General features: G+C 69.1%; 21 protein-coding genes and 1 pseudogene. 9 read left to right on the top strand and 13 right to left on the bottom strand.

Going from position 1 to position 20543, the window contains the following annotated elements:
• Positions 1-42: 42 nt before the first annotated feature.
• From ACN28I_RS14385 to ACN28I_RS14375, 3 genes are all read left to right on the top strand, one after another.
• The gene (locus ACN28I_RS14385; protein ID WP_420942602.1) at positions 43-699 is read left to right on the top strand and encodes a hypothetical protein; all 657 of its coding nucleotides are present in this window, start codon (positions 43-45) and stop codon (positions 697-699) included.
• A gap of 125 nt (positions 700-824) precedes the next feature.
• Positions 825-1289, top strand: coding sequence for a hypothetical protein (locus ACN28I_RS14380; protein ID WP_420942601.1), 465 nt, complete (start codon positions 825-827; stop codon positions 1287-1289).
• 8 nt (positions 1290-1297) lie between these two features.
• Positions 1298-1849: a thiol-disulfide oxidoreductase DCC family protein gene (locus tag ACN28I_RS14375; protein WP_420942600.1), complete on the top strand. Its 552-nt coding sequence runs from the start codon at positions 1298-1300 to the stop codon at positions 1847-1849.
• Between the two features lie 3 nt (positions 1850-1852).
• Here the strand turns inward: ACN28I_RS14375 and ACN28I_RS14370 are convergent, their stop codons facing one another.
• The 4 genes from ACN28I_RS14370 to ACN28I_RS14355 form a co-directional block, all read right to left on the bottom strand.
• On the bottom strand, positions 1853-2425 hold the full coding sequence (locus ACN28I_RS14370) for a nucleotidyltransferase family protein (protein WP_420942599.1): 573 nt from the start codon (positions 2423-2425) through the stop codon (positions 1853-1855).
• The gene (locus tag ACN28I_RS14365) at positions 2422-3531 is read right to left on the bottom strand and encodes an XdhC family protein (RefSeq protein ID WP_420942598.1); all 1110 of its coding nucleotides are present in this window, start codon (positions 3529-3531) and stop codon (positions 2422-2424) included. The genes ACN28I_RS14370 and ACN28I_RS14365 overlap by 4 nt, the downstream gene beginning before the upstream one ends.
• Positions 3532-3750: 219 nt before the next feature.
• The gene (locus ACN28I_RS14360) at positions 3751-5358 is read right to left on the bottom strand and encodes an N-acetylmuramoyl-L-alanine amidase (protein ID WP_420942597.1); all 1608 of its coding nucleotides are present in this window, start codon (positions 5356-5358) and stop codon (positions 3751-3753) included.
• Positions 5359-5539: 181 nt separating this feature from the next.
• Positions 5540-6652 carry a hypothetical protein gene (locus tag ACN28I_RS14355; protein ID WP_420942596.1) on the bottom strand — a complete coding sequence of 371 codons (1113 nt, stop codon included), beginning with the start codon at positions 6650-6652 and terminating at the stop codon, positions 5540-5542.
• A 58-nt stretch (positions 6653-6710) separates the two neighbouring features.
• Here ACN28I_RS14355 and ACN28I_RS14350 point away from each other — a divergent pair, with 58 nt between their 5' ends.
• Complete coding sequence (locus ACN28I_RS14350; RefSeq protein WP_420942595.1) at positions 6711-7520, top strand: hypothetical protein; 810 nt, start codon at positions 6711-6713, stop codon at positions 7518-7520.
• Between the two features lie 43 nt (positions 7521-7563).
• Here ACN28I_RS14350 and ACN28I_RS14345 read toward each other — a convergent pair whose 3' ends face one another.
• Genes ACN28I_RS14345 through ACN28I_RS14330 form a run of 4 tightly spaced genes read right to left on the bottom strand, consistent with a single transcriptional unit; the run spans position 7564 to position 11730 of the window.
• A complete protein-coding gene (locus ACN28I_RS14345) occupies positions 7564-8127 on the bottom strand; it encodes a hypothetical protein (protein ID WP_420942594.1) in 564 nt (187 codons plus the stop codon).
• A 12-nt stretch (positions 8128-8139) separates the two neighbouring features.
• Positions 8140-9597, bottom strand: a complete 1458-nt coding sequence (locus ACN28I_RS14340; RefSeq protein WP_420942593.1) for a hypothetical protein — start codon at positions 9595-9597, stop codon at positions 8140-8142.
• A gap of 19 nt (positions 9598-9616) precedes the next feature.
• Complete coding sequence (locus tag ACN28I_RS14335) at positions 9617-10876, bottom strand: glutathionylspermidine synthase family protein (protein WP_420942592.1); 1260 nt, start codon at positions 10874-10876, stop codon at positions 9617-9619.
• The gene (locus tag ACN28I_RS14330) at positions 10873-11730 is read right to left on the bottom strand and encodes a DUF350 domain-containing protein (protein WP_420942591.1); all 858 of its coding nucleotides are present in this window, start codon (positions 11728-11730) and stop codon (positions 10873-10875) included. The genes ACN28I_RS14335 and ACN28I_RS14330 overlap by 4 nt, the downstream gene beginning before the upstream one ends.
• Before the next feature lie 187 nt (positions 11731-11917).
• Here ACN28I_RS14330 and ACN28I_RS14325 point away from each other — a divergent pair, with 187 nt between their 5' ends.
• Positions 11918-12607, top strand: coding sequence for a GNAT family N-acetyltransferase (locus ACN28I_RS14325; RefSeq protein WP_420942590.1), 690 nt, complete (start codon positions 11918-11920; stop codon positions 12605-12607).
• Here ACN28I_RS14325 and ACN28I_RS14320 read toward each other — a convergent pair.
• Positions 12580-13434 (bottom strand): hypothetical protein, encoded by an 855-nt coding sequence (locus ACN28I_RS14320; RefSeq protein WP_420942589.1) that lies wholly within the window; start codon positions 13432-13434, stop codon positions 12580-12582. The genes ACN28I_RS14325 and ACN28I_RS14320 overlap by 28 nt on opposite strands.
• A gap of 118 nt (positions 13435-13552) precedes the next feature.
• Between ACN28I_RS14320 and ACN28I_RS14315 the strand changes: the two genes are divergently transcribed.
• Positions 13553-14554 carry a hypothetical protein gene (locus ACN28I_RS14315; RefSeq protein ID WP_420942588.1) on the top strand — a complete coding sequence of 334 codons (1002 nt, stop codon included), beginning with the start codon at positions 13553-13555 and terminating at the stop codon, positions 14552-14554.
• A gap of 208 nt (positions 14555-14762) precedes the next feature.
• Here the strand turns inward: ACN28I_RS14315 and ACN28I_RS14310 are convergent, their stop codons facing one another.
• The 4 genes and pseudogenes from ACN28I_RS14310 to ACN28I_RS14295 form a co-directional block, all read right to left on the bottom strand.
• Complete coding sequence (locus tag ACN28I_RS14310; protein ID WP_420942587.1) at positions 14763-15218, bottom strand: DUF2381 family protein; 456 nt, start codon at positions 15216-15218, stop codon at positions 14763-14765.
• Between the two features lie 34 nt (positions 15219-15252).
• Positions 15253-15648, bottom strand: a pseudogene (locus ACN28I_RS14305) (DUF2381 family protein); the annotation flags it as partial.
• A 53-nt stretch (positions 15649-15701) separates the two neighbouring features.
• Entirely contained in the window at positions 15702-17426 is a 1725-nt protein-coding gene (locus tag ACN28I_RS14300) for a serine/threonine protein kinase (protein ID WP_420942586.1), read from the bottom strand.
• Between the two features lie 107 nt (positions 17427-17533).
• Entirely contained in the window at positions 17534-17983 is a 450-nt protein-coding gene (locus ACN28I_RS14295; protein ID WP_420948640.1) for an HmuY family protein, read from the bottom strand.
• A gap of 319 nt (positions 17984-18302) precedes the next feature.
• Between ACN28I_RS14295 and ACN28I_RS14290 the strand changes: the two genes are divergently transcribed.
• From ACN28I_RS14290 to ACN28I_RS14280, 3 genes are all read left to right on the top strand, one after another.
• Complete coding sequence (locus tag ACN28I_RS14290) at positions 18303-18821, top strand: hypothetical protein (RefSeq protein WP_420942585.1); 519 nt, start codon at positions 18303-18305, stop codon at positions 18819-18821.
• A gap of 24 nt (positions 18822-18845) precedes the next feature.
• On the top strand, positions 18846-19247 hold the full coding sequence (locus ACN28I_RS14285; protein ID WP_420942584.1) for a hypothetical protein: 402 nt from the start codon (positions 18846-18848) through the stop codon (positions 19245-19247).
• Between the two features lie 98 nt (positions 19248-19345).
• Positions 19346-20524, top strand: coding sequence for a M48 family metallopeptidase (locus ACN28I_RS14280; RefSeq protein ID WP_420948639.1), 1179 nt, complete (start codon positions 19346-19348; stop codon positions 20522-20524).
• Positions 20525-20543: the final 19 nt, after the last annotated feature.

Genomic DNA, 20543 nt, shown 5'->3' with positions numbered 1-20543 from the left:
GCCGGCCCGATGACGCACGGTGGATGGAGGACGGACGTTCCCATGCCTGGACTCGAAAGGCTGCTGGCAGCCTGCGAGAAGTACCCCATCCAAGCCAGGACTCGAAAGCCCTGGGGCGGTGCACCGGCAGCAGGCTCGTTTCTGCTGGGCCGCTCCTTCGACCCGATGCTGGCCGCCCTCTATTCACGAGTGGGCGGGCTCCTCCTCGATTCGGGTCTCTATGTCAATGCATGCGATGAGCAGGTGAACGGCCTCCTCATGGCGAACGAGCACGTTCAACGGCACTGGCCCGAGCCGTTCCGGTCCCTCCTCGTTTTCGGAGGCCAGGAGGCGCTGTCCTATACCTACGCCACGGTCCCGAATCTGGCGGATGCGCAGGGCCTCCAACCCGTCGTCGAGGTCGACCCCTACGAGGATATCTACGCGGTCCCTGTCGCCTCCAATGTGGACCGCTTCTTCGATGCCTACGCCCGCTACCTGGAGCTCATCTACGAGACGCCCGAGTTCAGGGACTGTCCCGATGCGAGGCCACTTTTCCCCAATGAAGTGCCAGAGATCATCGCCGCCGACCGGACGCTGATGAGCATGCTGGTGGACGGCCGCTTCGACTTCCTGATGTTCCGGGAGGGAGTCGATGCCCAACGGACCCACGAGGAAATCCGGGCCTGGATCGCCCGGCTCCAGGCCGCGGGCACGTGAATAAAAGGCAGCCCCGCAACCGCGAATAATTCTTCCGGTACTCCCTGATGGAAGGGGAGGGCGGCGCCAACCCACGAAGGGGCACTGGAGCCCCGGGCGGCCGCGCTCCCCGAGGGAGACGTGTCATGGATCCGATCGCGCTGGCGACCCCCGTACCCCAGTCGAGCCACTTCATGGTGGCGGCCTACCTGCTCTACCTGGTGGTGAGCATCGGGCTGACGGTGTGGGTGGCCAGGACGCTGCAACGCAACGGAGCGCACTTCCTGCACGACGCCTTCCTGGGCAAGGAGCGTCTGGCGGACTCGGTGAACCACCTGCTGGTGGTGGGCTTCTACCTGATGAACATCGGGTACGTGGCCTTGTCGCTGAAGGAGCACCGGACCATCTGGACGGTGCAGGAGGTCATCGAGCTGGTCTGCACCAAGGTGGGCTGGGTGATGGTGGTGCTGGGGGCCATGCACTTCTTCAACCTGTATGTCTTCAACCGCATCCGCCGCTCGAGCCAGGTGCGCCACCAGCCGCCGCCCGTGCTGCCGCGTGAGTTCACCCGGGTGTCCCCGCAGCAGACTCCCGTGACCGAGGGCGTGTGAGGAGAGCCATGCGTGCCCTCAGCGTGCTGTATGACGAGACGTGTGGCTTTTGCGTGAGCTGTGCCCGGTGGCTGGGGGCGCAGCACACGCTGGTGGAGCTCGAATGCCTTCCGGCGGGAGGCGAGGCGGCGGCAAGGCGTTTCCCCGAGCTGCGCCGTTCGGCCTCCAAGGAGGAGCTGGTGGTGGTGGACGACGAGGGAGGCGTCTACCGGGACACCCACGCATGGTTGATGGTGTTGTGGGCGCTGGAGGATTACCGGGCCTGGGCGCAGCGCCTGTCCCGGCCCGCGTTGATGCCGCTGGCGCGCAACGCCTTCGAGTTGCTCTCCAGCAACCGCCGCAAGCTGTCCGGCTGGCTGCACCTGGAGGACGAGGCGGTGCGGCAGCACCTGGAGCGTGAGGCCGGGCCTCCGGGTGCCCCGAAGTGCGCCCCGGGGGACGCGGCCTGCCGCCTGCCGCGCATGATGCGGTGCGAGGGGTGTGACCGGCCCATGGCGGAGGGACGCACCGCCTGCCCCCACTGCCTCGCGGACGTGGTCGGCGGACTGGAGCCGGGCTGAACGTCAGGTGGAGAGGCGGGAGAGGTCCGCGGCCGTGTCCACGTCCTCGCCCCCTCCCGGGAGCGGCACCTCCACCACGCGCGAGGCGTCCCGGACGATCACCTTGCGCGCTCCCTGGTCGGCCTCGAGGGCCTCCAGCTCCGGAAGGAGCGCGCGGGAGAACAGGGCGGGGACACCTCGGGCACCCTCGTAACCCGAGGCCACGATGGGCGCGTGCGTCCGCGCGAAGGTGTCCACCAGCGCCCTCAGGTGCGCGGCGTCGACGCGGAGCTGATCGCACAGCAGCACCAGCACCGCCTCCACCTCGGGCAGCGCCCTCACGCCCACCCGCAGCGAGCGGCCCATTCCCAACTGCCACTCCGGGTTGTCCACCGTCCGTACCGGCAGGCCGGAGAGCTCCGCGGCCACGGCCTCGCCATGCGCTCCGAGCACCACCACCACCGGCTCACAGCCCGCGGCCACGGCGGCCTCGGCCGCGCGGCGCACCAGGGTCCGTCCCTCGTGAACGAGCAACTGCTTGGGGCGCCCCAGCCGCGAGGAACCCCCCGCGGCCAGCACCACCGCGCCCACCCTCACGCGCTCCTCCGAGCCGCCGGCGAGGGCGCGTCCGCGTGGATGGGGGCCTGACGCTCGCGGAGCTTGCCGCCCTCGCGCCGTGCCAGCACGGCCCGCAGCTCGGCCACGATGGAGAGCGCGACCTCCTCGGCGCCCTCCGCGCCCACGTCCAATCCGATGGGCGCGTGCAGCTTGTCGAGCTGCGCGGGAACCGGGGCAGGGGACAGCTCACCCAGCACCCGGTCCGTGCGCGAGCGGGGCCCCAGCACGCCCAGGTACCGCAGCGGTTGCGGCACCAGCCGGGCGAGCAGCTCGCGATCCTGCGGCAGGCTGTGCGTCATCACCACCGCGAGCGTGCGCGGGGAGAGGGGCACCGTGTCGAGCACGTCGCGGGCCTTCGTCGCCACCACGGCATGGGCCCGGGGAAAGCGCTGCCGCAGCAGCTCCGCGGGCTTGTCCGCCACCACCGTCACGTGCCAGCCGAGGTTCGCGGCCTGCACCACCACCGGCGCCACGTCGAAGCCGCCGCCGAACAGCACCACCGGGGGCGGGGGATCCACCACCTCCACCAGCACCTCCGCGCCGCCGCACGGGCCACTCCAGGTGCGCCCCGCCTCGAGCGCCTCGCCGGCCGCGGTCCGCACCGCGTCGCGCAGGGGCCCGGACAGGGTGCTGGCCTCCTCCCCGTCCTCGCGCAGCAGCAGCCGCGCGCCCACCTCGCCGCCCCGGTACACCGTGGCGATCACCGCGCGCTGGGAGCGCTGCCGGGCCTCCTCGGCGAAGGCGAGCGCATCCACCGGCCCGGCCTCGCAGCGCTCGAGCAGGATGTCCACCACGCCGTTGCACCCGAGCGCGAACGTCAGCCCGTCCTCGTCCTCGGTGCTGTCGACGGTGGAGTCGTAGCGCAGCACATGGGGGCCGCCGGACGTCCAGAAGAAGGCCTTGCGGACGACGTCCCTCTCCAGGCACCCGCCGCTCACGCCACCCGCGAGCCGGCCTTCCTCGGCCATGAGCATGCGCGCGCCGGGCCGCCGGTACGCCGAGCCGGACACGGCCACCACGGTGGCCAGCACGAGCGGCCCCCGCGCGCGGGCCCGGGCTCGCAGGATGTCCTCCAACTCTTTCACGGTGTGTCTTCTCCCGCCGCTCCCGAGCGTCGCGGGAGCGAGGGTTGGCACTCTACCACCCGGACTCTGGCGGACGAGGCCCTTCTCCGGCGGAGAGCAGGCTACCCGACAAGGCCTGGGCTCCTGCGCCGGGCGGGGAGCCCGGATGGGCCCCCCGTCATGGCAAGAGGCCCCGGGGCCTCACACGGCTCCCGGGACCTCCTTCACATCACGACCGGACTACCGGACCTGGATGGCGTCCGCGACGACCACGTAGCCCTCGGGGGCCCAGCGGCTGAGCTGCACCTTGTTCCAGCCGGCCGGGAAGCTCCACGTGCCGAGCGTGTTCCACGCGCCGCCGCCCGTCTGCTGGTTCTTGTGCACCGTGGCCAGGGTGGTGCCGCTCGCGTTGACGATGACGTAGGGCGCCGCCGCCGAGCGGTTGGTGCCCGACGTCCAGCGCGCGTCGATCGTCTTGGTGGCCGCCGCCGGCAGGTAGAAGAAGTACGTCGCCGGCTCGGAGACCGGCGCCGTCGCGGCGTACAGGTAGTTGGAGCCGTAGTAGCCCGCCGTGCCCGACGTGGCCGTCCAGGCCCCCGTCAGCGAGATGTAGCCCTTGGTGGAGTCGTTGACGGCGTTGTTGTTGTCGATGACCAGGCCCGTCGTCGGGGGCGGGGTGGTGCCGCCGTCACCGCAGTACCCCTTCACCTTGCTGATGTAGCTGGACCACGGCCAGTTGGGGCCCGGGTCCGTGCGGTTGGCGGGCTGCAGCCGGCCGTGCGCCACGATGTGGTAGCTGTCGCGCACGATGCCCTGGCTCTTGGTGATGTCGCACGTCAGCTTCGCCGAGGCCTCGATCTGCCCGGCCGGGAAGGACGACTGGCTGGCGTAGCCGCCGTGCTCGATGCCCACCGAGAAGTTGTTCACCGACGAGCCGTTGAGGCCGCACATCACGCTGCCGTTGAGGCTGCAGCTATAGCTGGCCGCCACGTGCCAGGCGCGGCTGGCCTCGCGCACCAGCTGGGTGATCTCCGAGCCGCTCTCGTTCACCACGTAGTGCGCGCTCGCACCGGCCGACGAGTTGGCCAGCCAGCTCCAGCAGCCGGAGTAGCCACCCTCGCAGGTGTGGATGACGACCATGGAGATGTCCGTGCCCGCCGGACGCGCGTTGTAGTTGGGCGAGGCACGCCAGATGGCCGGGGCGTAGTCCGTGCTCATCGAGCGCACCACGCCGGGCGAGGCGAACTTCGCCTGCACCTCGGAGGGCATCAGCGACACGGCCAGCTCGCCCATGGGCGTCTGGGCCACCGCGCCCTTGCGGAGGATGTCATACACACCCTGGTGGATGTACTGGGCCTGCGCCTCGGCGTTGTCGATGCCGCTGAACTTCGCGGCGGCCGGGGCCCACGCGCCCAGGTCCGCACCGTCCACCTTCAGCTCGCTGGCGTAGGAGGAGAGCAGCGCCGCGGCGGCCCGGATGTTGGCCTCGGGCTGGGTGCGCACCGCCTCCTCGGACACGCCGGCCAGGCGCGCGCCCTCGGAGAGCTTCTCGCCGCGCAGGGCCATCAGGCCGTACGCCGCCGGCATGCCCTCGAACTCCTCATGGCCCTGCACCATCTCCCACCGGGTCTCGGTGTAGGAGATGGCCTTGAGCAGGTCGGCCGGAACGCCGAAGTCCGCGCCCGCCTTGGCGAAGGCCGCGTCCAGCGCGTACGGGGTGCGATCGGCCTCGGGACGGACGTCCTCGTGCGCGGCCGGGGTCTCGGTGGTGGTGGGCTCCTGGGGACCGCACGCCGCCAGGGCGAGCGCGGCGGCCAGGGTGGCCAACGGCTTGGAAAGGATCTTCATGCACACTCCTTGGGGGGAAAACCGGGGGTGAGGAACGGCGCCACCCCCTACCCGGGGGGGCCGCAGACGGGAGAATGCATACAATTGGTCTTCATAGGAAGACCCTTTTTTCGGGAATATTAAGATTTCAAGATATTGGACGGAATGTTTGGCCCGCTCCGCGAGGGGCTGCCCCGGCGGCTTATTCGAAGAGGGACAGCTCGCTGAGGTGCTCGATGTAGAAGGGACGATCGTCGCTGAGGCTGGTCCCGGCGGCGCGCAGGCGCACCTGGCTCAGCGCGGTGGGGTGGCTCAGCGTGGCCTCGTAGAAGGGGTGCACGATGACGATGGTCCCGCTCCCGATCCCGCCCAGGTTGGCCAGCGGCACCCAGGTGGTGCCATCGGTGCTTCCCTCGAGGACCAGCTCGGTCGTCCTTGTCGCGCCGAAGGACATGTCGAGGTTGCGCACCACGGCCTTGCGCAGCACCTTGGGCTGCGCGAGCTGGACGGTCACCGCGAGGGTGCCCTGCGGGAAGGTCACCGTCGAGGCGAGATCTCCATCCGTCAGCGGGCAGGTGGCGGGCGCCTCGGGGTAGGTGCAGCCCGCGCCACGGCTGAGCGGGACGCGGCCGCGCCTGGGCAGGGCCACGTCGTCTCCCTCGTTGTAGATGTCGAATTTGGTTTCGTTGAGCTCGACGTCGCGCTGGATGGAGACCGTGGCCTGGAGGTCCGCGGCATCCTCGAGGAGGTCATCATTCAACGGCACCGGCGAGCTCACGTTCCGGCTCACCCACACCGGGTTGGAGGACTTTCTGACCACGAGAGTATGCGTGCCGCTGTTCCCCGCCTGCGAGGCGGTGAGGCCCTCATAGGACACGCTCACGCCATCGGCCTGGGTGGCCACCGAGGGCTTGCCGGTCCACTGTTGCAGGAGGGGGACCTGCACGGTGTCCGTCTGGATGACGAAGCTGGCGTAGCCATGGTTTCCCCCCGTCCCGGCCGGCGGAATCCGCAGCTCGAAGCAGCGCGCCAGCCCGCCGGACCGGGTGTCCGCTCCCAGCAGCTCCTCGCTGAAGGACCCATTGGCCTGCGTCTTCGTCGATTTCCAATCCAGACCCCCGAAGAAACTGAAGATGCAGCTCGAGTTCGCGCTGCGATTCATCTTCAAGAGCGTGTCCGCCAGCGGCTGGCCATCCTCCTTGAGCACCTTGCCGCTGAGCAGGATCTCCTGCTCGGGATCCACCTGGCTGCCCGTGCAGCCGGAAGAGGCCACCACCGCCGCGCACGCCGCCATCATCCATCGATTCATCGACATGTCGTTCCCCCAGCTCCGGTGAAGGGTCCGGAGCGCTTCACGTGGATATTGTCAGAAGTTGAACGGGTTGGATCTCGCGGGGCGCGACGCCAGGGTGCTTGACGCTCCGGCGGGAGACACGCATCGTCCCCCCTCCATGGCCGTGCCTCCTCGTGCCACGATAGCCGAGCGCTCGTGGGACACCCTGCGCTCGGGCACCACGGACTTCCTCTCCGTGCTGGATGCGCACCTGGGTGTGCGCGTGCCCGGTTTCCTGCCGCCCTCCGAGTGTGCCGCGCTCGCACGCCGCGTCTACGCGGGCCGGCCCTTCTGGATTTCGGACTTCGACGGCGTGCAGTTCTCCCTGGGCCGGGCCTGGTACACGCACCTCGAGCAGGATCGCGAGGACGAGTACTTCGCCAACGCCCGGACCTCGGACGCGGTGGTGGAGCGGATGCTGCCGGGCCTGCAGGGCCGCCTGTGCGAGGCCATCTCGACGCTGGTGGGGGCTCCCGCCGTCAAGCGCGAGGGCTGGTGCGGCCCCGGCGTCCACATCTTCCCGGCCGGTGAGTGGCTGTCCCGCAACGGGGGGGACGTCCACTTCGACAACGAGGGCCTCTCCGGCGAGCAGTGCGCCCGCCGCTCGCGCGCGCTCACCCTGGTGCTGATGCTGCAGCCGCCGGAGTCGGGCGGAGCGCTGCGCCTGTGGGATGTCACCTTCGCGGGCAGCGACGACGTCTCCGAGCGCGAAGCTCCAGTCCCCGCGCGCCGATGTGGACTACCGGGTGGGGGAGCTGCTCGTGCTCGACAGCTACCGGCTGCATCAGATCCAGCCCTTCACCGGCACGCGCGACCGCATCTCGGCCACGGCACACGCGGCGCTGGATGAAACGGGCTCGCGCTGGGAGGTCTGGTTCTAGTCCCGCGGGCCGTCAGGTGAGCTGGCGCAGGTAGTGGAAGTTCTTGCCGGCCAGGTCCTGATGCGTGAGGCCGCAGGCCGGGTCATCGCCCGGCAGCAGGTACACGACGTCGGACTTCACGTGCAGGAAGTTGAGCAGCGCGGGTCCCTTGAGCAGGTGGTGGAAGGTGCTGCGCCTCCACAGCTTCTCCTCGGCGATGTCGCAGTGCTGGCCCAGCCGCTGGTCGCTCGTGCTGCCGTGCTGCAGCAGCAAGGCCAGGGTGCACGCGAGGTGGCGCGGATGCCCGTCCTCGGGGGCCGGCTGGGTCCGGGCCTCCTTGCCCTGCAACCCGTCCACCCAGTCCTGGAAGTCCCTCGGCGCGCGGGATGGGTCGTCCCAGTAGTCCCACACGCCCATGGTGAAGCGGTCCGACTGCCGGCGCAGCACGTTGCAGATGCGGCCGTAGTAGTCGTGCATCTGCGCGTAGCTGGTGCGCTCCGGCGCGGAGCGGATGAGTTTGTGCAGCTCCCGGTACGTGGAATCGTCCTCGCCCTGGAGCTCCATCACCAGTTGCATCGAGAAGACGGAGTAGTTCATGCGCCGCTCCTTTCACCCGCCGGAGTAGGAGTAGCTCGAGGACCGGCTCCACGAGCTGCGTGAGGAGAACGCCGGCCCGAGGATGGCGCGGCTGTTGCTCGAGGTCCGCATGGCCACCTTGCCGAAGCCGGAGGGGAAGGGCCGGAAGGCCCCGGTCGCGCCTCGGGGGATGGCGGAGAACATCGTGTTGCGTCGCGTCGGCTCGTAGGCGTACCCGCCCGAGACGTTGGCGGGCGTCCGCGTCACGTCCTTCGTGGAGAGGATGCCGGCGGAGGGAATCCCGTGCATCGTGCCGGTGCTCGTGCGGGTACGGCCCCAGGGGTAGAAGAGCCAGAAGGAGTCATGCGCCATGCGCGAGCCTCCGTAGTACCAGTGGCGAGGCCCCGTGCTGCCCGCCGTGGCCACGCGGGTGCCCGCGTCCGCGGGCGTGCCGGCGTCCGCGGTGGCCATGGGCTGGCCCGAGGCCACGCCGGGGGGGGCGGTCTCGGTGGGGTCGGGCCGGAAGTCGCTCGCGGCCACCAGCTTCACGTCCAGGCCCGCGGTGCGCCAGGCCACGAAGTCCTCGTTGAGATCGTCCAACTCCTGCAGCGGCGCTTTCCCACCACCGGGGACGACGTACAGCACGTGCTGGATGCCCAGCTTGCGCAGCTGCTCGGCGGCGGGCATCCGCGCCATGTAGCGGTTGTCGAACTGGCGCTCCTGGTCGGTGTAGGCCGCCAGCCGCTGGCGATCCATCACGAACACCGGAGGCGCGGGGAGCGGGCGGCTCTGCGCGAGCCGCCGGAGGGTGGACTGGTAGTACGCCACCGCGGCGAGCGTGAGGTGCGCGGGGACCGCGCCCACCGGGTGGGGCCAGTTGTCGAAGGTGAAGACGGGCTCGAAGCTTCCGGCCAGGGCCGCGGCGAAGGCGACCGACTCGGGGCCCGGCAGATCCACCAGCACGGCCGTGGCGCGCGCCGCCTCCGGCTGCTCCGCGAAGAGGCTGCCCAGCGCCTGCCCCTGGTTGTACGCCGCCTCCATCTCGGGCGTGAAGATGGGGCGCAGCTCGTTGACCAGCGACCCGGGGGTGGAGACCGACTGGAAGAGTGTCGCCTGGTAGAAGGGCTTGAGCGCGTCCTGCCTGGGCGCCATCTCGGTGGCGAGCGCGCTGAGCTCCCGGGGCCGGAGGGGGACGTTGGCCTGGCCCGTGAAGGTGAGCGTGTCGTCCGTGGCGCCGAAGTTCCACCCTTGCTGGCGCTGCATCTGCAGCGCGTCATGCATCTCCAGGAACTCGTCCTCGCCCGAGGAGGCGAGCGCGATGCCGCCCACGGCCACCACGCCGCCGAACACCGCGAGCGCCTGGAGGGCCTTGCGGCGGGAGACGGGGTCGCTCATCGCCGACAGGCCCTCGTTCCACCACTGCGCGCCGATGAGGCCCGGCTGGCGGGTCATCACCTTGCGCTGGAAGGGGTTCTGGTCGTTGTTGCTCATCGTCTCCTCGTCTTCCTTGTCACGGAGTGACCAGCACCGGGGTGCTCAGGGCGCGCGTGTCGGTGGCACCGCGCTGCACGCGGGTGTAGAGGCCCGCCGCCTCGCCCGCGATCACATACACGCCGTGGTTGATCGTCTCTCCGCCCGCGGTCTCCTCGGCGGCGAAATAGCGCTGCGCCACCCAGCGGCCGGGCACCGCGTGCACCAGCGCCGCGTTCCACTCCTGCTGCGGGGTGAAGCGGCCCACGAGCACCTCGTCCCCCTCGGCGCCGTAGTCCGACTTGAGCACCCACGCCTCCCTGTCCCGGGCCAGCTCCTCGACGGGCAGCGTCTCCATCCGCACGGTGTAGGGGATGTGGGCGCGGATGGTGGCCCGCGCGCGCGGGGAGAAGCGCTCGTGCCGCTCCCACATGAAGGCCAGGGTCCGCTTGTTCTGCGTGAGCACGGCGCCGAACGGATTCACCACCACGCACCGGCCCTCCAGGCACGCCTGGAGCACCACGGAGAGCGGGCCGGCCAGCGGCACCATGTCCTCGAAGGGCTCCTCGTCGTCCCAGACGGGGAGCCGCTCGCCCCACCAGTCCGTCTTGTAATGGCGCAGCAGCACGTCGCACGGCTCGCCGAAGAGGCGCACCCGCCCGTCCGGGCCCGAGGTGAGGTTGAAGGGCGAGCCCAGGTGCACCGTCCACCCGCGCGCCTCGAACCACTGGCGGTAGAGCCGCACCAGGCCCAGGTCCTCGGGCATCTCCGTGGGGTAGAGGATGCCCACCGAGAGCTGCTCGGGCATGGGCACCAGCAGCCGGGCCGCCAGCGACTCCACCATCGAGCACATCCGCTCGCCCAGCTCCGTGTTGGGGTCCACCGTGCCCGGCCACGCGGGCCGCACCAGCGGGTTGAGCAGCACGGCCTCGACCTCGCCCGTGGGCGTGTCGCTGTTGAGCTCGCACACCGCGAGCTGCCCCTCCCGGGTGAGGAAGACGTCCGCCCGGGCGAAGCCGTGCCAGAAGGGCTGCGAGGCCTGCCACATGAGCTTCTGGCCGGGCGTGAGGCAGAAGAAGTCGTCCAGCACCTCGGGAGAGGCGGCGCAGGCCAGCACCAGCTCGTGGTAGGCGGCCGCCACGGCCTCGGCCGCCCGGAAGAGCGCGGCCTGGCGCTCGCGGGGCATGAGCAGGGGCTCGGCGCGGAAGCGGGGCGCGCCCTCCAGCCACGGATCCGTGACGAGGCCCGTGCGCACCAGATGCTCGGCGAGCGCCTCGTAGGTGAGCGGCGGCGTGCTCATGCCAGCCGGGTCACCAGGAACGCGGCGGCGAGGTAGGAGACGGCTTCCAGCACGCCCATGCCCAGGTTGCGCTCGGCGGCGATGCCCTGATCCAACCGGCCGCCGCGCAGGGTGAAGCGCGCGCCCAGCAGCAGCGTCTGCACGAAGAACTGGCGCACCGGGTAGAGGGCGAGGGCGAAGATGAGCGCCAGCGCGTAGCCGCGCAGCGAGGCCGCCCAGCCCACGAAGTCCCCCTCCACCGCATGGCCGATGATGAGGGACAGCGCCACGGTGATGCCCGCGTAGCTCAACGCCGCGGCGAGGTTCTCCCCGAGGATCTCCTCGGCGTCGTCATAGGCGGTGAGGGTGCGGAAGAGCATCACGAACAGGTGCAGGGTGACCTGGGCGATCACGACGAAGACGAGCACCACGCCCAGCATGCTCAGGTTGGTGCCGGACACCGAGCGCGACAGGAGGATGCCGGTGGCGAGGTAGTGCGAGCCGGCGGCCAGTCCGGCGGCGATGTTGCCGCGCTCGACCTCGGCGGCCAGCCGCGCGCGCAGCAGCACCCGCACGCCCAGGTGCCCGAACACCACGAGCAGCACCAGCGCCGCGAGGCCGTAGGCGGACACCCAGAGCACGTCGTGCCACAGACTCTCGCCCTGGGCGCACCCGGCCACCACCGAGCCGGAGATCAGGAAGAGGCCGAGCACCTGGCCCACCTGGAGGAGCGCATGGGCCATGTGGCCCTCCTCCATGTCCGAGCGCACGGTGTGTGCGGGAGACAACAGCCGTTGTCCGGCGCGCAGGAGCAGCAGGAGCACGACCGTGGTGATCGCGCCAAGGGCGGGCAGGTAGAGGGGGCGGAACTCCATGGGGACCGGGAGCCTACACCGGTCTCCCTCTCGTCATCTGCTCCGTTTATCCCACCTCCCTGGAATTGCCGGGCTCATGACGCACCTGCTGTCAGCTACCTCCCAGCCGTGCGTCAGAGGGGTGGGGGTGGCTTGCCGCGCTGCGGCATCGGGCCCAGGTTGCGCGGACGAACGGGGGAGGTCCCACATGCAGCCGTACCGTCGTTTCCATTCTCAGTATCGAGAACGGCTGTCGCTCGCGGACGGGACGTGGGCGGAGCTGCGGATGGTCCGGCCCGAGGACGCGGCGCTGCTGCGGGAGGGCTTCGAGCGGCTCTCCCCGCGCTCGCGCTTCCAGCGTTTCCTGTCGGCCAAGCCCCGGCTGACCTCGGAGGAGTTGAAGTACCTGACGAGCGTGGATGGGGAGCGGCACGTGGCCATCGGGGCGGTGACGTGGAGCCCGGCGGGCCGGGAGGTGGGGCTGGGGGTGGCCCGGTTCTTCCGCTCGACGGAGACGCCCGAGGTGGCCGAGGTGGCGATCACCGTGGCGGACGACGCCCAGGGCAAGGGGCTGGGCCGCCTCCTGATGGACAAGCTGGTGGAGGCCGCGCGCGAGCGGGGCGTGGAGCGCTTCGACTTCCGGGTGCTGGCGGGCAACCTGCCCATGTACAAGCTCGTCCAGACGCTCGCGCCCTGCGAGCCCGTGCAGGACGAGGACGCGCTGTGCTTCAGCGTGCCGCTGGGGGCTCCCGCGCGCGGAGGCACGGAGCTGCTGCGCTCGTTGCTGGCGCTGGCGGCGCAGGGGGCGCTCACGCTCATCGGGCCCACGTGCCGCTGGCGGAGCCTGTCCCGCGCGCCGCCGCCGGTGGCCTACAAGGAGGAAGTCCGTACCCCTTGAGGCGCATGGTCCCGCTCCAGCCGCTCGAGGAAGGCGGGAGTGAAGACGCCATCCACGCGCAGTGAGTAGCGGAAGTGGGGAGCGGCCTCGACTCCGTGGTAGTCGAAGTCGTTGAACCAGTAGGCGCGGCCGTCCACGTGCGTCTTCTGCTGGCGCTCCTCGTCCCAGAGGTAGAGGCGCTTGTTGCCGCGCGGGCAGACGGTGATGAACTGGTCGGGGGCCGTCTGGTCCTCGGGCTCGCCGTCGCGGTGGACGGTGCCATGGTCGTTGGCGTTGAGCCCGAGCAGGGTGCAGCGGCCGATCTCCTGGAAGGGGAGGGACTTCACGAAGGCCACGGTGCGGGGGAAGTAGAGGCGGGCCTCGCGGGTGAAGTCTTTGCCGGCGCTGGTGCTCTTCTCGCTCCAGTAGCCACCGGGGACGAGCTCGTAGAAGACCTTCCAGGGGAAGTAGACGCCGTGCTTGAACTCGAGGAAGCGCATCTGCTCGCGGGTGAGCGGGTGGTCGCGCTCCTCGCCGAACTCGTACTCGTGACGGCGGCGCGGGTCGAAGGCGCCGGGGTCGCTTCCGAGCGAGACGAAGGTGGCGAATTCCTTCTCGGAGAAGCCGCGGATGACCTGGCCGTAGTCGACGTAGGGATCGCCCGCGAGCGAGGGCGGGACGATGCCCATGGCCTTGTGGCTGCCGCCCGTGTAGCTGGTGCCCACCTGGGCGAGCGCATAGCAGATCTCGTCATCCAGCGAGTCGAGGTGCGCCAGGTCGAGGTAGGGCTCGAGGTTGATGAAGGGGCGATCCCAGATGCCCACGAGGCCGTTGCGTGCGCCTGCCATTGCGTGTCCGTCCGACTCGGGCCTCGAAGGGCGGCCCTGTTCCGGGGCGCAGGATACACGAGCAGGCTCCATTTCTTCCTCGCGGGCGCATGCACGGTAGGCTGGCCCGGGTCTCCTCATGCCCTGGCTCGCCCTCGCTCTCCTCGCCATGATCGCCGTGCTGCTCCGGCAGCCGCTCATGGGCGCGCTGTTCGCGCTGGCGGAGGAGTGCAGCTTCCACTGGGGGGCCTATCGCGGCACGCTCCGCATCACCCACGCCATTGGATTGTTGGGCCCCGATGAGCGGATGCGGCGGTCGCTGCGGCAACTCCGGGTGCATGCCCATGAGGCGCTGGGACAGACGGCGCGAGCCGTCGAGGGGGCGCGGCGCCTCGCGGACGAGGCCAGGAGGGTGGGCGATTGGAGTCTCGCCAACACGGCCATCAACACCTTCATCAACGCGGGCCTGTACCAGGAGGCGCTCGAGGTCGAGCGCGGGTGGGAGCCCCAGGCGGCGCACAGCTCGGAGGGAGTGGGGGACGAGCTGGGACCCGACGAGCAGGCGGCCCTGGCGCAGTTCAACTTGTGTGAGGCGCTCTACAACCTCGGGGATTGGGAGGCCGCGCGCGAGCGCCTCCGGGTCGTGGAGGAGGCGGCGGTGGGAGAGCCGCTCCTGCGGCAGGCGATTCTCATGCAACGGGCGTGGATCCTGGCGCACACCGGACAGGCGGCCGAGGCACTCGCGGCGCTGGAGCAGTTGAAGCGCGAGGACATTCCCCGCGTGTATTGGAGCGAGGTGGCCTTCACCCGTGCGGCGGCGTTGCTGGCGTTGGGGCGGTACGAGGAGGCGGGGAACGAGGCGCGGGAGGGGCTGAAGCACGCGCGCCGGGTGGCGAGCACGAGGAATGGGCTGTTCATGCTCGGGCACATCGCCCTGGCCGCGGGGCGATTGGAGGAGGCCGCGCGTCACTTCGAAGCTGGAGCCGCGCACCCGTACAAGGGGCAGGGAGGGGGAGCGCTGCTGGCGTGGGGTGACTGCCTTGAGAAGCTCGGATGCGGCGAGCGTGCCCGGGAGGCCTGGCGGCTGGTGTTGGAGAGGGATCCTCAGAGCGCCGCGGCCCGGGATGCGGCCACGCGGTAGAGCTGGGTGAGGGAGTAGTCCAAGAACTGGTCGATGTCCATGTCGCCCGTGAAGCCGCGCTTCTCGAACCACTCGCGGAACTCCTTGGGCAGAACGCAGTAGCACCAGAAGCGTGGGCTTCATGCGGGCCTCCAAGGTACGCAAGCGCCTTGGCAGGCACCTTCGGTACAACGGACAGCCAGACCCTTCCGGCTCCCCATCCGCGCCTCTATGGGAACGTCAATCCGGGGATGGTGATGCCGCGCGAGCCTTCATCCCGCAGCGTCAGTGTCAATTCGCCAAGTGACTCGCCCCATTCCACGGTGGCCTCCACGATGACCGGACCTTCGGTATTGGGCGCAATCGGATTGTCCTGCCGAATCTTCATCCCTCGCAGTTCCCTGCCACGAGCGTCCACCAGCGAACCACCCACCGCCGTCCAGGGCTCCGAACCCGGGTTCTTCAACCACACCTCGGCTGCGATGCTCATGTCAGAGCGGTACCCGATGCCCCACATGTACGCGATGTCCGTTCCCGATTGAGCGGGTTCCCCGTCTCTGAGTTCCTTGGCCCGGACGCCATTTGACCTGATCGCCTTGTTGGCGATCAGGTTCCGCAACTCCTCGAGCTGCTCCAGGTTGACCCGCGCTTGCTCGAGTTGGGTCCGCGTCTGCCGGAAGCTCATCGCGGAGTTGCTGATTCTTCGCCTGCTCCTGGGCTATTTCCTGCAACAAGGACTCCCGGGGACGCTGGTCGCGATAAACCTCCACCTGATGTGTTGCCTGCCCCGAGTGAGCGACCAGGGACAAAGTGACACGCTGCTGGGTGGCTCCCTCCCCCAGCAGCGCCGTGAGCCGGAGGCGTTCTCCAATCACCAGATCGCGTGGAGGCAGGAGGCTGAGGGTGCTGCGTCCTCGAGTCACCTCGAGGAAGCGCACCTCGTCTTGTAGATCCACCTCCGCGCTCGCATCGAAGACGAAGTTCGTCATGAGCCCTGGGCTGATACAGATCTCCCGGGCTGCTGCCGCGGGTGCCAACGCGAGTTCGATGTGCTGCAAATCCCTGCACGCCAGGGCGGTGGGCGGCTGGATGAGGGGCGCGCTTTGAACAATCACGAGGAGCAGGATGGGGGATGGGGGGAGCACGGATGGTCGCCTCCGGCACGGGTCTAGTTGAAGCTACTGACCTGGATGATGCTCATGATGTTGGCGACACGGGCCTTCTCGGACGTGCTGCCGGGCTCCATGGCAATGCCGCGTCCCTGCGTCGTCCAGATCTCCATGCAGACAGGAACGACCTCACCGTCGGGCAAGCGAGCCCGGGTGAAACGGCCATAGAGATGCCCCTTTGCGAAAAACACCTCGCCCTCGAGCCGGGTCTGGCGTGGGAGCTTCCCCCCAAACGGAGGGAGGAACTCGCCCGTGACGTTCCCCTCCGAGAGCAAAGCGTCACGGTGTGTGTAATCGAACGGGTGGATGGTGATGCGCTGCAACTCTCCCGTCCTGATCTTGAATCGCTCTCGGGTCACTTCGGAGCCGGGCGGGCAATCCGTGGGCTTCGGGGGCTGACGGTGCTGCAGACCCCCCACGCAGGCGGAACCGGCAACACAGGTGGCGGCGAGAAGGGCTCGGGTCGTCTTGGACTTCGTCATCTTGGGCTCCTTGTTGTTCGTCGCTGTGGCGACGGGCGCGGGGGTGGATGACTTCTCCGGTTCCGCGCCGTGGCCAACTTCTCCCGTCAGCCCAGCGGGTGCTATTTCCTGGCGAGGGGTGACCTGCTGCGGTGGGGTCGGGGAAGACGGCTCCGCACGTTGGCCGGGGGGCATCACCGTCGAGGGCGGCTGCCGCCATGCGGCGGACAGGGAGAAGACCCCGGTCCCCCCCAGTACCGCGGCGAGAACGAGTCCCGCAGCCCACCACCGCTTGCGTCCCTGTCGCCCGGGCGCCGCCGGAATGGGGGCAGGGCGCTTGTCTCGCCTGGCTTCAGGGAACAGCGGTGTGCGCCAGGAGTTGTCCGCCTGGGTGCACTGCTCCCCCAGGTCTTCCGCGAGCGCGCGAGCATCCGGGTACCGGGCTTCGGGCTCCTTCTCAAGCATCCGCATGCACAACTCGCTGAGGGCCAGGGGGACTCGCGGATTGCGCTCGTGCGGGGCCGGCGGCGTCGTCTCGAGGATGGCTCGATTCAACCCCGGGTCGCCCCGGTCTCCGAACGGGAGCATGCGCGTCAACAGAATGTAGGTGACGACGCCCATGGCCCACAGGTCGTCTCCCGGCGCGAAAGGGTAGGGTTCACCCTCCCAGGCCCGGGCGAAGCGCAACGCCTCGGGGCTGCGGTACTCCGCGGTGCCCGGCGGCAGCCGCAGGGTCAGCCGTGGCGCCCCCTCCTTGATGCCCGCCGCGCCGAAGTCCACCAGCACCGGCTGCCCGTCCGCCTCGCGCACGATGATGTTGGCTTCCTTGATGTCCCGGTGCACCACACCCGAGTCATGCACGTCCGCCAGGGTGAGCGCGAAGGGCAACAACATCCGCGTCACCAGCTCGAGCGCGGAGGGATTCTCCTCGGCCGCCCAGACGTCGAGTGTACGGCCCTCGACGAGCTCCAGGGCCAGGACGAGGAAGCGCGGCTCGTCCTCTGGCCAGAGGCCATAGCCGTGGAAGGCCACCACATTGGGGTGGCGCATCAGCCGCAGTGCGGCCGCCTCCCGATCGCCCCGCGGGTCGATGCGCACCAGCTTGATGGCGTAGGGCCGTCCGCTCCGCCTCGCCCGGTACACGGTGCCGAAGCTGCCGGAGGCGATCGTCCCCTCGATGGTGAAGCCCGCCACCTCCGTCCCCGGAGCGAAGCGCGGTCCGGGAAGCTCACCCCCTGCCTGTCCACCACTCCCATCGAGCATCCTGCTGCCTCCGAAAAACCTCGGAGGCTACCAGGGAGATGACCTCGTGACCTGGACGCAGCAGGTTGGGTGATGGGTGGGAAACCTGTCCTGGACTCGAAGGCCGCTCAGGGAGCCGTGGTGGGCTCTGGCAGCCGTTGGTAGCGGAACGAGAGGCGGGCGGGGGTGCCCGCGCTGTCGTAGTACGAGAGCATCCGCAGCTTGAAGAACTGCCCGCTGCTGCTGCGGACCACGTACAGCAGCTCCTCCCGGGGGGAGAGCCGGTGCACGGAGAGATTGTAGAAGTACCAGCCGCCCTCGACTCCGCTGAACACCGGCTCCGAGGCGTCCTGCTGATAGCCCTCGGCCGGCGCGGCCGTGAGGGAGTCCCAGCCCTGGTCCTTGAGCACCGCCACCCGTACCTGGCCCGTGGGGTTGCCGCCTCCACCGTTCATCGTGACGGTGTAACGCTGGAAGGCCAGGTCCCAGGCGTTGGTCTCGAAGGCCTCGTCGGTCTTCAGCTCCCGGCCCTCGTCGATGTCGAAGAAGACGAGGGCGGACTTGTTCGTCGCGTCGATGAGGGCGTGGGAGCTTCCCGTCCTCTTGCGGAGTCACCTCGACGAGCGGCCCGCTGTTCGTCTGGCCATCGAATGGGTAGTCCGTGCGCAGGTCCGGGGCACAGCCCGCCACCGCGAGCCCGAGGAGCAGCACCGTCCTGTGAATCCGTATCGGCATGTCGACCCTCACCCCGGCGTTCTCCCAGGCGAGGAGGGGGCCTGTCCAGGGATTGGCAGTCCGTCTCGCGAGGAGCGACTCGCCCGCTTGGAGGCATTCCCACCTGCTGTCCTCCAAACCAGCGAGCAGGCAAGAACGGCCGCACGGCTGAGGGAGAGCACGATGAGGTCGGTCGTCCTGGCGAAATGGACTGTTCTGCTGACGGCTGTTGCGGTGGCCAGTGCCGGATGCTCCCACACGCAGCCGCAACCCGAGCGGAGAGTCTACGTCATCTCCGAGGACGCGAGCGGAGTGGGCTCCCACGTCGAGAGCGGAACTGGCGGGGCTGGCGCAGAGGCTTATTGCAGCGAAATGGAAAAACAGTCTTTCAAGAAGTGCTGGAGGCGGAAGCCCAAGGAACCCAGTATCGAGAAACACACCGAAAACCACCACAAGCACTGCGTCAGTGAAAGCCTCAAGGTGTTCATGAATTGCATCAAAGAGCAAGAGGAACTGGAGCGGCAAGAATCACAGTCACACAAAAAGGAGCTTCATTTCCCGACCATGAACGCAGCCTTGGACTGGCTCAGGGAGCACAAGACCGAAGTGGCACTTGGTGCCGTCGTCATCGTGGGGGGCATGGTCGCCGCTCCTTACGTCATTGCTCTTGTGGGTGGCGCATTGGTGCTGGCCCCGCTGTAAGCGGGCCGAAAGCGTGGTGACAACATGGCGCACATTCCAGAGTTTGATTTGGATGAAGCGATCGATTTTCTGAACCCCTTTATCGAGAATCATGCGAAAGGCTCCAAGGAGAGGAGGGCCTTCGGGCTTGCTCAGATTGCGTTGCTCTACATTCGCGACCTCAAAAAGAGGGATGAGTTCGAAAAATTCTATAAGGCATGCTTTGACACCGCATTCACTGTCGAGGTCTCTCATGAATTCGCGACGCGCGAAGAAGCGGACCAGTGGCTTGCCAGCGGAAAGGCCACGCACACCGAGCGTGTGAAGATCGCCGGCAAGGGCTTCATGGCCGTTGAGGTGTCAGGGAAGTGGTACTTCATGGTCGCCCCGCTCCCGGAAGAGTTGGAGACGGATGAATGGAAGGATGACTCCGAGGACGAGGAGTAGGCGCTCAGGGGTCCGGCCCTGCCCACGCCCGGGACTCCGGAACGGCGGCGATCATGTCGGGGCGCATCCACCGCGAGCGGGCTATAGTCCGCCCCGTGATGGAGACGATCGAGTTCCAGGGTGGGCTCTTCAGTGACGAGGTTCAAGGTGGCCGTGCCGGAGCGCGAATCCGGCTGGGGCTGGAGGGGCTGGAAGCCGAGACCCCCACGGGCGAGCGGTTCCGCCTTCCCTACGCGGACTGCCAGCTCGAGCAGGGGGGCGCCAGTGGGAAGATGATCTTCTGCCACGGCCCCGGCCGGCGGCTCACCCTCTTCTCCGAGCAGAAGGGCTTCGCCGAGGCCCTCGCCCGCTCGGGGGGCGACCCCATCGTGGAACAGCTCAAGCGCATGGGCCTCGCGGCGCGCAAGGAGCGCAACCGCTACACGCTCCAGATCGTGCTCGGCCTGGTGGCGATGGTGTTGCTCACCATGGGCGCCTTCCGGCTCCTCAAGATGGGGGCCACACGCGCGGTGCATGCGCTCCCCGTCTCGGTCGACCGGAAGCTCGGCGGGCTGGCCATGGAGGCCATGTCGCTCGACGGACCGAAGGTGACGGATCCCGTCCTCGTCGGGACGATGGAGAAGCTGGTCTCCCGGCTCGAGCCCCACGTGCGCATCCCCGGGCTGGAGTTCCAGGTGACGGTGGTGGATGCGCCCATCGTCAACGCGTACTGCCTGCCCGGAGGCCGCATCGTCGTCTACACCGGCCTCATCAAGGCCGCCCGGCGCCCCGAGCAGGTGGCCGGCGTGCTCAGCCACGAAATGGCCCACGCCACGCTCCGGCATGGCCTCGAGCGCATCGCCCAGTCCGCTGGTGCCGTGGTGGCGCTCGAGCTGCTCATCCAGGACGTGGGCGGGCTGCTCGCCATGGCGGTGGAGCTGGCCCGGCATGGTGTCCTCACCAGCTACGGCCGCGAGCAGGAGACCGCCGCCGACATGGAAGGGGCGGAGATGATGCTGAAGGCGGGAATGGACCCGGCCGCCCTCGCGGAGTTCTTCGCCATCCTCCAGGAGCAGCACGGGGACGTCCCGGACTCCCTGGCCTGGCTGTCGTCCCATCCCCAGCTCTCGGAGCGCCAGGCCGAGCTGCGGCGCCGGGCCGAGCTGTCCCGCCCCGCCGCCGCCGAGCCGCTGGGCATTGATTGGGACGAGGTGGTCCGCCACGCGAAGGATCCCCAGTCCAAGCACTCAGTGGACTCCAAAACCCAGGTCGGGGAACATCCCGCCCGGGCTGAATGACGCTGACCCCACGAAGGGA

The sequence above is a fragment of the Archangium gephyra genome (assembly GCF_049060025.1).
Taxonomy (GTDB): domain Bacteria; phylum Myxococcota; class Myxococcia; order Myxococcales; family Myxococcaceae; genus Archangium; species Archangium gephyra_A.
The sequence above is the reverse complement of the archived record's forward strand: the minus strand, read 5'-3'. Positions and strand labels throughout refer to the sequence as shown.